Below are 10,187 nucleotides of genomic sequence, written 5' to 3'. Positions count from 1 at the left end.
CGCTGGCCGCTTGCCAGCCCTTCCACGATACAGCGCGCCACAATCATCTCGAACAGGTGTCCGAGCAGATTGCTATCCCGCCCGTGGCCTCGACATGTTTCAGCACATTGGCGGCAAATTCGGATTGAATGCCGCCCGGTTCAACCGTCGAGAAATGGATGCCGAAATTGGGCGTGACATAGCTGGCCAGAGCCTCAGTGTATCCCTCAACGGCGAACTTTGCAGCGCAATAGATCTCGTTGAATGGCTGACCCACAAGGCCGCCTACGGATGAGATTGTGATGACGTGGCCCGAGCGCGCTGAACGCATGTGTGGCATCATCGCTTTTGTGCAGCGCACGACACCCATGAAATTCACATCCATGACCCAGGCGACGTCTTCTTCGCTGGCTTGTTCGGTTGTGCGGACAAATCCAGCACCCGCATTATTGATCAGCGTATCGATCCGGTCCTCGTTCGCGATGATCTGGTCGACTGCGGCGTTTACGCTGGCGCTGTCCTGCACGTCCAACTCAAGCACGTTGAAATTGACGCCAGCGTCAGAGGCGGCCACATCCAAGATGCCGCGTTTGGCGAGGTTTCGCATGGTAGCATAGACAGTATGGCCCGCTTGGGCCGCTTGTACGGCGATTTGAACACCAAGGCCGGTTGACGTGCCGGTGATCAGAATGACTTTGGGCATAAGGGAAGCCCCGAATATCAAATGAATTGCTTGCGGCAACGATCCGATGTGTCGGGGCGAAGGTCAACAGCGGGACTTTAAGACGCCCAAAGCCTCATCGAAGGTATTCACATTCTCTTCCGCGCGTGCGGTCAGATGCGCGCCTTCCAAAAGGGCCAGTATCGCGCGGGACTCCGAGATCGGATCGGTGATGCCGGTGATTGACTTGTCTTCTTGGCCAAGCTTCAGGATCTCTTCGATTTGGGCAACCATCATGGCGCGGAATTTCCGGATCTTTTGGATCACGTCATCCGACAGGCTTTCACGGCTGCTGATGAGCGACACGCAGAGGCACAGGGTTTTCCCGTCATTGAGTGCATCCCGGTAGAGGTCGATCAGGGCCAGCAATTGCTCGGCCCCGGTTTTGTGTTCTACCCGGATGCGGTTGCACTCTGCCTCCAAGGTCAGACTATAGCGATCCATGAGTGCCGCCGACAGCGCCGCTTTGGTCGGGAAATGGTAATGGATCGACGCCTTGCGAATGCCCACTGCCTCGGCCAGATCGGCATAGCTGAATCCGTCAAATCCGCGCGCCCGTGCGGCGTGTTCGGCAACATCCAGAAGGGCAGTCTTGGTATCACTCGTCATACGTGCTCAAACCTTTTCCGTCATGACCAGGGCCAGCGTGTTGTCCGCAGCCTCCAGAGCGCCTTCGATATAGCCCCCGAACTGTGGTGCAACTTCGGTCCCGCCAGAGATTAGTCGGCCATCCCACAGACGGGTCATCGCATGGGGCAGCCCGTATTGCGGATGAGCGTATAACGGCTGTTGATCCGCTTCGATAGAGGTGAACGGATCGAAGGCCCAATCTTTGACAAAGAGTGTCTTTGGCTCCGCAGCTTCGGCGCCGAACAGCCGGGACAGTTGCTCTTTGAGCTCCTGCCGCAGCCGTTCTTCGTTGCTGCGGGCGCGGGGAGGCAAGCCGATAAAGCCGAACAACGCGTAAGGTCCACCCTCGGCAGGGGATGCGTCGTGTATTTCCACCATCGGCCCCTTGCGGCTCATCGCGTCACCGGACAGCCCGGCCGTGCGCCAGAACGGGGTATCATAGACAGCGATGGCTTTGGCCTGTCCGGCCATCCAAGTCGCGATTCCGGTCATCGCCGCTAAAGCTTCATCTGGTAAAGCAGGTGAGAACGCGATCTTGCTCGCCACGCGAGGAGGGAGGGCCAGTACGACTTCCTGAGCATGGATGACTTGCCCAGTTTGAGCGGTCGCGGTGATCCCAGACGCAGACTTCTCTAACCCGACGATAGGCGCGGATAAGATAAGCCGCTTCTGCGGTATCTCAGCGGCCAGCGCATCAATGAGGGTGCCCAGACCACCTTTCAGTCGATAAGACCCTTGCATCGAGGCAAACCCGCGATCGCGATCGACCTGGCCGATCTCGTTTTCAAAGCTGAGGGCGCCTGTTGAATATTGCTCGAACCACTCCAGTCCAAGCCGTTTTATTAACGCTGCAATACGCGGCTGCCCGGGCCAGAACCAGGCCGGACCCATGTCGAAATACCCACCCTCCAGCCTTTCCGTCAGGATACGTCCGCCCGGACGACCCCGCGCTTCGACCAGCAGGTAGTCATGGTTTTGTGCCTGTAGCTGTCGCGCAAGGCAGAGGCCAGAAAGGCCTGCGCCAATGATCACAGTTTGCGTCTGCATCGATCAGAACCCCTCAGATGCCGGGCGCAGGTCCAGCTCATGGGTCCAGGTGGATTGCGGTTGATGAGCCAACTGCCAGTAGGCCTCGGAAATCTCGTACGGTTTCATCATCTTCGATGGATCCAGCGAGTGCAAATCCCGCGAGCGGGGCGTATCGATGATCCCGTCCAGAACGACGTGCGAGACATGTACGCCAGCCGGTTGATATTCACGTGCCAGCGATTGTGTCAGCCCGCGCAAGGCGAACTTAGCCGACGCAAAAGCGGAAAACCGTGGGCCGCCGCGCAACGACGCTGTGGCCCCGGAAACGATCAGCACGCCACCACCGCCGCGCACCATCGGTTGCAGAACACATTGCCCCAGCACGACCAGAGATTGCACCATTGATGTCCACGTTCTCTGGTAGTCCTCCAATGTGGTTTCGGGGAATGGCGCGATCACCAGCTCAGCCGTATTGTGTACCACGATCTTCGGCGGGCCATGCGCAGCGATCAATTCAGAAATCACTGGCGCAACCGCACTCGGATCGGACAGATCGACCTGATGAAACGGCGCGGTCATTTCCTGCGGCTGCGTCCGTCCAAGACCAATGGTCGTCATGCCACCTGCCTGAAACCGCGCGAGAAGGGACTGGCCAAGGCCAGTCCCCGCACCGGCGACAATCGCCAGAGGTTTGTCAGAATTCATGAATCACACTGCCGGTGGTTGAGCAAAGGGCAGGTGGCCGGTTTTCATCCAGACCTTCGCCCCGTCCGGACCCGCAACTGCAGACAGCGCTTCGCCTTCGGGCAGGCGTAGCCAGTCGTTCTTTGTCAGAACGTCGTCACCTGAGGTCAGCGATCCGCCAATCATCAACAGCTCGATACCACCTGGCGCATCCGAGGTAACCTCGGTGCCTGCATCAACATGGCTGTAAGTGACAACCTCGCGGTCATCCTTGTGCAGGGTCGCAGTGGCGACCCCGTTCACGGGTGCGGCCAGTTCGTCGGCCATGGTTTTGCGGAACTGATTGCGGTCATCCATGTCGAACTGCCAGAGTTTGACGAAGATCGTGCAGCCGGGTTCCGAGCCGGGCGTATGCCCGGTTGTGGGCGGATTACGCACATAAGTGCCTTCCGGGAAATCGCCATGCTCATCCTGAAAGACGCCGTCCAAAACGATGAACTCTTCACCGCCTGTATGGGTGTGGGCCGAAAATTTGCTACCGGGCGCATAACGCACAATGGTGGTGGCGCGGGCGACTTCGCCACCAATTCGGTCCAGCATGCGCCGGTCCACACCCTTCATGGGCGAGGCCTGCCACTCAAGCTGATCAGAGTGAACAACGACACGCGAGGAGAAGTCCGAGTTGAGCTCCATGGGAGAGGTCCTTTCGACTTAAATGGCAGTTCTCGCTTAGGCGGCGATAGATGGACGGGCCGCCATCTTAGCACGCCAAGCTTGCAGGTTGGTCAGGGTTTCAGGAATTTCAACTTTGGCAAAATCGGCGAACGCCAATCCTGCAAAGGCAGTGATGTCAGCTACCGAGAATGTGTCTCCGGCCAAGTATTCACTTTCGGCGAGAACCGAGTCCAGATAGGCCATTGTTTTTCCGGCGACCTCTTTCTGCTTATTGCCCCATTCGGCGCATTGATAAGTTTCAAGATCGGGGCCCAGCCCAGGTGTAGCGTGGTGGAAGTAGGTGCCTACCGCATTCAACAGACCGTTTTCCGCGCGCAGGTTCATCATCGAGATGCGGGCACGCTCTTGCGCAGTCACGCCGGTCAATGATGGGCCATCGAAAGTTGCGTCAATATATTCAGTAATCGCGTTGCATTGTGCGATGTGCGAGCCATCTTCCAGTTCCAGACAAGGCACCGCGGCGTCGGGGTTCTTGGCTTTGAACTCAGGCGTATGATGCTCGCCGCCCATTACATCCACAGGGATAAACTCAACTTTGTCTGACGCGCCTTTTTCAGCCAGCGCAATGCGGATACGTGCAGGATTCGGGAACCCTTCGACATCAAAAATCTTCATCTGAGTACCTTTGTCGGGGTTTGCGTTTTGTACAATCTACCTATCGATAGGTAGATAGCATTACAACCCCTTTTTACTCCCCTTAACAAATGTTTTAATTCTGTATGTTACGATGCTCTCACTGATTTGCGTTGGCGCTGGTTCTCTTTGTAACACCGAACTCAGCAAGAACAGATTCGGTATCTGCGCCATAAGCGGGGGCACCAAATTGTATCGTGGCAGAAGTTTTCGAGAACCGGGCCACAGCATCTGCCTGCCGCAGTCGGCCAGCCAATGGATGATCAAATTCCAACTAGGTTTTGTTCGTGCGGATTTGCGGATGTTCAGGCATCTGCGCACGGGTCAGGGCTGGCCTACACCCATGTAGCTCCACTAGTTCCATTAGTTGTACAGCGTCTTTGACGAGCCCATAAACACCGCAGCGAAAGCGAACTTTGTCCGCGCACATGACCTCCGACGCCGACCAGAGTTCGCAAGCGCAGCGAATGGCCGGTATGACGGGCCGCACCGCGGCATCACGATCCTTGACTCAGGGTCCGGAATGGGCCGTTGACCAACAGAACCACTCCAATTCGAGCAAAATTTGTAAGGTGTCCCAATCAAGGAGGTGAGATGGCCTAAACGCGGCTAAATTGTTTAGCATGATCGCATTGGTCAGTCTTCAATTCATTCGAAGACGCCGAATTCCGACGCGCCAATGTCGCAAATTCTAACAAGATGTGCGCTCTGACCGACAGTCCCACACCGCCAAACTTGGTTTCTTCCGCAGATCATCACGGTTCTGGATCATTCAAAAGGAGGAGACCCATATGTCTGCGAGTGAAGACAACATACGGCAACCCGGCTTGGTGCTGGCGCTTGTGCCAATAGTGCTGACCCTATGTGTGCTTGGGCTGCAGCTATTCTATTTCGGCGATTTTACCCCGCACATCCCTCTGGCATTCGGCATCGCGATCACTGGCATCGTTGGCCTCATGTTGGGTCACAAATGGCCCAGCATCGAAGAAGGCGTGTTCCACGTCATCAATATCTCTCTGCCGTCCGTCTCGATACTGATTACAGTGGGCATGATCATCGGCGTGTGGATCGCAAGCGGAACTGTACCAACGCTGATCTATTATGGTCTCAAGATTTTGTCGCCTGAGCTTTTCCTCGCCGCTGGAATGGTCCTTTGCTCGATTGTCTCTGTTTCATTGGGCACCTCATGGGGTACGACCGGTACAGTTGGCCTGGCTCTGATGGGGATCGGTGCTGGATTTGGTATTCCAATGTATTGGACGGCTGGGGCGGTGGTTTCAGGCGCATTCTTTGGAGACAAGATCTCGCCTTTGTCCGACACAACCAACCTGGCTCCTGCCGTGACAGGGACTAATCTTTTCGATCACATTCGAAACATGCTCCCGACCACAGTGCCTTCGATGCTGATTGCGCTGGTGATATACTTTGTCGTTGGCTTCACTCTGATCGATACATCTCAGGTTTCGTTTGACCGCATTCATGCAATCACGGCTGCGCTGGACGACGCGTTCTGGATCTCGCCGATCATGCTGTTTCCGGCTGTTCTGGTCGTCGTGCTGGCAGTCATGAAACAACCTCCGATCCCGTCTTTGTTCGCAGGGGCCGTGGCGGGCGGCATCATGGCTATCTTCTGCCAGGGGGCTGGGCTGCATGAGGCGGTCACCTTCGCTAACAGTGGCTACTCGATTGACACCGGTGTTCCGGAGATCGATCCTCTTCTGAACCGTGGCGGCATCCAGTCAATGATGTGGACAATCTCACTGGTGTTGCTGGCCCTTGGTTTTGGTGGAGCGCTTGAACGCGTAGGCTGCCTTCAGGCCATCATCAAAGTTGTCATCTCGAAGGTGAAGTCGTTCGCCGGCATACAGATTTCGGCTATCATGACGTCTGTCGCCACCAATACCGTTGCAGGCGATCCATACTTGTCCATCGCACTGCCGGGCCGAATGTATGCGCCCGTCTATCGCGCGATGGGCTATTCCCCGCTGAATCTGTCCCGGGCGGTCGAGGAAGGCGGAACATTGGTGTCCCCTCTGATTCCGTGGAATGCGGGTGGTGCGTTTGTCATCACGGCGCTTGGCTTGGGTATCGCAGACGGCAACTTCGAAAACCTGCTGTATATTCCGCTTGCATTCGCTTGCTGGCTGTCACCGGTCATCGGTATCTTCTATGCCATGACAGGGCTCTTTTCGCCTAAAGCAAGCGAAGAAGAAATCCGCTCCTGGGAGGAAAGTGGCGAACCTGTTGCGCAGATGAGTGCCTAATCTTTCTGCACCAACACCAAATGAGGTGTTGGTGTCCTTCATCCGCCTTGGTCGATACTGGGAGGAGAGCATATGGACCCGAGAAACTTTGTCCCAAAGGGCGCGGCCAGCTATCGCATAGACTATGATGGATCGGCCAAGGAAATCTATTTCCTGCTGCTGCCAAAGCTGACTATGCTGGCCTTTAGCGCTGCAGTGGAACCTCTGAGGATCGCTAATCAGGTTACAAACAAAGAACTGTATAAATGGTTTCTGATCACTGAAGATGGAAATCCGGTCTCTTGTTCGAATGGGATTGAAATTACGCCGGATTTTGCGTTGCACAACCTACCGCGATCGTCGCGGCTGTTTGTTTGCTCGGGTATTGAACCGGCGGAAAGTACGAACCCCAAAGTCCTGTCGTGGATCAGCCGCCAAAGAACTTTTGGATGTAATCTGGGTGGTATTTGCACGGGAGCTTTCGCCCTTGCCAAGGCTGGAGTTCTGTCAGGTAAAAGATTCACATTGCATTGGGAAAACCACCCTGCTTTCATCGAACATTTTGATGACTTGGAGCCATCGTCAAACCTGTATGAGATCGACAATGAGCTTATGACATGTGGCGGCGGAAATGCCGCAACCGACATGATGTTGGACATGATCGAATCCGATTTCGGAAATGACCTGGCGGTCATCGTTTCGGACATGTGCATCCACTTTCGGTCCAACAATAGTAAAACGCTCCAGAAATCAGCCTTTTCCGTAGCTTTGGGTAGTCGCAACCAGTACCTCATCAACGCGATGCAGATCATGCAAGAAAACCTGGAAGAGCCGTTAGATATTTCTGAAATAGCAGAAGCCGTGCAGATATCTCGTCGCCAGTTAGAGCGTCTCTTCCAAAAGTATGTCGAAACTTCGCCTGTTCAGTTTTATATAGAATTGCGCGTTTCGAGGGCTTACGCATTGCTCAGCGAAACCGAGATGGCGGTCGCGGAAATCGCGGCAGCCACAGGCTTTAGCAGCGCTACACAACTTACAGTACGTTTCAAGAAACGCTACGGCGAAGCGCCAACTTCATTCAGAAGGGCGTGGTCTGAAAGACGTGAATAATTTGCGTCTGAACAGTCATCATTTGAGACATCTGAACGTACCCCAGTACTTTCTCTGCAGCCAACCAAGGTCCGTTTTGGGAACGCTGCGACGCGGCACATTCAGTATGGCAAATGTCCGCAATGGGCCGTTCTCGTAGGCTCAATCGTTAGATGTTGCTCTTGCACGAGCGTTGGTACTGATCCCAATAAAGAGGTTTCCCTACCGCGAACGAACGACGGCTCCCTTTTGGGGTCAACCAATTGATCCGTTTCTTGCGCTTTCGGCTCAAGTAACTCAACACCCGCAAGAACCGGGTCGCGCTTCACTCGCATCATTCCTTAGTTGATTGGCATGCAATTTCAGAAAGGCATGACCATGGAACTTAAAGACAAAACCATCATCATTACTGGAGCAAGCAGCGGAATCGGCGCTGCAGCCGCGCTTCTGTTTGCTTCGGAAGGGGCGAATGTTGTGTTGGGTGCTCGCCGGGAAGCTCAGCTGAACACACTCGTCGGGCAGATTACCCAAAGCAGCGGGCGCGCCGTTTACCTTGCGGGCGACGTGACGGACGAAACATATTCCAGGGATCTTGTTGATCTGGCGAAACAGCAATTTGGCGGCCTTGATGGCGCTTTTAACAATGCGGGCATTATGGGCGAGATGGGGCCAGTTCCTGAAATGGAGTCCGGCAACTGGCAGTCGGTTCTTGCCACAAACCTGACGAGTGCGTTCTTCGCGGCCAAGGCGCAAATACCCGCACTGGAGGAACGCGGCGGCGGGTCTATTGTCTTCACCGGAACTTTTGTTGGTTTCAGCAATGGGGGTATGCCCGGCATGGGGGCCTATGCCGCATCAAAGGCAGGTCTGATTGGGCTCGTACAGTCTTTGGCATCTGATCACGCGGCTAATGGCGTCCGTATCAACACCATTTTGCCGGGTGGTACTAAAACTGACATGGCTGGCGATGATCCTGCGACGCACGACTTTATTGCCAACTTGCATCCCCTGAAACGCATGGCAGAGCCAAAGGAGATTGCCCAATCTGCATTGTTCCTGCTGTCAGACCGGGCAAGCTTCGTGACGGGTTCTCCGGTCGCCGTTGACGGTGGTATGGCGACCCGCCTGCTTTAGATATCTGCCGTTGGTTGCTTCGTAACCAACGGCGGTTTCCATCCAGACAAGATAGCTCGCCCAAAAATCCATATCGTGGTGAACGCCATCTTCGACGACTTTCGCCAGGGTATCGTCACCGCAGACTGAATATTCGGATTGGACTTTCGCTGCTCGCCACCTTTTTGATCAGGTAGATGGGCTTTGTTGCGCAAATCGGAGTTTGAGCGCAGTTCCCCCTTCCCCGGACAGACTTATCCTATATCTGCGGCTCAACTGAGGATGATGCCGCGCCGCCTTCGAGGCCCGCTCTGAGCCAATTTTGACTGATTTCTTCGGCGCGGCCAATGACAGCTAAAGCCGTATCACTACTGTTCGAACACTCGAAGTTTGTCAGGATTCATCATGACATACAGCCATGCAATTTTCCCATGATGATCCGGTGCAAGTGTCGTGATGGAATCCAGCTGCCCGAACTGGTAGCGAAGAAAAGCGGGCTTGGCATTCACCATCGATATCTGGACTGTCCAACCCGGCTCGTTTCGCGCTTTTTCATACAAAGCCCGGAACACCTGTAGGATCTCGCTGCTGCCCATAAGGGGACGCCGTGCCGCTCGTTTTTTGGCACCGCCATCCGAAAATGCTATCGAGGTCGGGCTTAGCAAGGAAAGAGCCGTGTCAAAATCTTCTGCCATGATCGCCATGAAGAAACGTTGGCTCAAATCAGCGACCTCCTGCGGCGTGGCATCGAAACGAGGTCCGGATTCTTGCAGTTTCTTCTGAGACCGACTGACTAGTTGGCGACAGTTGGCCTCAGTAGCGTCAAGTGTACCCGCAATTTCCGAGTAACTGGCGTCGAACGCTTCTCGCAGAATAAACGCTGCGCGTTCTCTTTCAGTGAGGCGTTCCATGGCCCACAACAATGCCAGTTCGCATTCCTGAGCAAGTTCAAACTGATGCCCCGGTTCCTGTGCCTCCGATTGAATAAGGGGTTCAGGAAGCCAGGGGCCCACGTAGACCTCGCGTAGGTGATGTGCGCTACGTAACGTGTCTATCGCGATGTTCGTGGCAACCCGGCGCAGCCAAGCCGCCGGGATATTTTTCCGACCCTTAGAAAAAAATGGTATTCTTTCTGAGAACGCGCAATTGCCGACAGGGGTATTATGGAATGGCACATGAAAAACAATTAGAAGATCTGAAGGCAGGTTGGGCAGCGCTTGCGGCGGGGGACATGGACAAGCTGGTCAGTTTATATGCTGAGGAAATGATTTTCGTTTTACCCGGCCAGGACGATATTTTGGCGGGTCGGACTGCTTTTAGGTCAGCTCTTG

General features: G+C 54.9%; 10 protein-coding genes. 3 read left to right on the top strand and 7 right to left on the bottom strand.

Annotated features, from left to right (window positions below):
- Positions 1-43: 43 nt before the first annotated feature.
- The 6 genes from Q0816_RS25530 to Q0816_RS25505 form a co-directional block, all read right to left on the bottom strand.
- A complete protein-coding gene (locus Q0816_RS25530) occupies positions 44-682 on the bottom strand; it encodes an SDR family oxidoreductase (RefSeq protein WP_298856052.1) in 639 nt (212 codons plus the stop codon).
- A gap of 63 nt (positions 683-745) precedes the next feature.
- Positions 746-1,309 (bottom strand): TetR/AcrR family transcriptional regulator, encoded by a 564-nt coding sequence (locus Q0816_RS25525; protein WP_298856050.1) that lies wholly within the window; start codon positions 1,307-1,309, stop codon positions 746-748.
- Positions 1,310-1,315: 6 nt separating this feature from the next.
- Entirely contained in the window at positions 1,316-2,377 is a 1,062-nt protein-coding gene (locus tag Q0816_RS25520; RefSeq protein ID WP_298856048.1) for an NAD(P)/FAD-dependent oxidoreductase, read from the bottom strand.
- A gap of 3 nt (positions 2,378-2,380) precedes the next feature.
- On the bottom strand, positions 2,381-3,064 hold the full coding sequence (locus Q0816_RS25515; protein ID WP_298856046.1) for an SDR family NAD(P)-dependent oxidoreductase: 684 nt from the start codon (positions 3,062-3,064) through the stop codon (positions 2,381-2,383).
- 3 nt (positions 3,065-3,067) lie between these two features.
- Positions 3,068-3,736: a cupin domain-containing protein gene (locus Q0816_RS25510; protein WP_298856044.1), complete on the bottom strand. Its 669-nt coding sequence runs from the start codon at positions 3,734-3,736 to the stop codon at positions 3,068-3,070.
- Between the two features lie 36 nt (positions 3,737-3,772).
- Positions 3,773-4,393 (bottom strand): glutathione S-transferase, encoded by a 621-nt coding sequence (locus Q0816_RS25505; protein ID WP_298856042.1) that lies wholly within the window; start codon positions 4,391-4,393, stop codon positions 3,773-3,775.
- Positions 4,394-5,202: 809 nt separating this feature from the next.
- On the opposite strand from Q0816_RS25505, the gene nhaC reads away from it, so the two are divergent.
- The 3 genes from nhaC to Q0816_RS25490 all read left to right on the top strand — a co-directional run bounded on the left by nhaC (position 5,203) and on the right by Q0816_RS25490 (position 8,877).
- Positions 5,203-6,675: a Na+/H+ antiporter NhaC gene (gene nhaC / locus Q0816_RS25500; protein ID WP_298856040.1), complete on the top strand. Its 1,473-nt coding sequence runs from the start codon at positions 5,203-5,205 to the stop codon at positions 6,673-6,675.
- Positions 6,676-6,747: 72 nt separating this feature from the next.
- Positions 6,748-7,764: a GlxA family transcriptional regulator gene (locus Q0816_RS25495; RefSeq protein WP_298856038.1), complete on the top strand. Its 1,017-nt coding sequence runs from the start codon at positions 6,748-6,750 to the stop codon at positions 7,762-7,764.
- Between the two features lie 357 nt (positions 7,765-8,121).
- On the top strand, positions 8,122-8,877 hold the full coding sequence (locus Q0816_RS25490; RefSeq protein WP_298856036.1) for an SDR family oxidoreductase: 756 nt from the start codon (positions 8,122-8,124) through the stop codon (positions 8,875-8,877).
- A gap of 347 nt (positions 8,878-9,224) precedes the next feature.
- Here the strand turns inward: Q0816_RS25490 and Q0816_RS25485 are convergent, their stop codons facing one another.
- On the bottom strand, positions 9,225-10,031 hold the full coding sequence (locus Q0816_RS25485) for a sigma-70 family RNA polymerase sigma factor (RefSeq protein WP_298856034.1): 807 nt from the start codon (positions 10,029-10,031) through the stop codon (positions 9,225-9,227).
- Positions 10,032-10,187: the final 156 nt, after the last annotated feature.

The organism is uncultured Ruegeria sp. (assembly GCF_947497005.1).
Classification (GTDB): domain Bacteria; phylum Pseudomonadota; class Alphaproteobacteria; order Rhodobacterales; family Rhodobacteraceae; genus Ruegeria.
The sequence above is the reverse complement of the archived record's forward strand: the minus strand, read 5'-3'. Positions and strand labels throughout refer to the sequence as shown.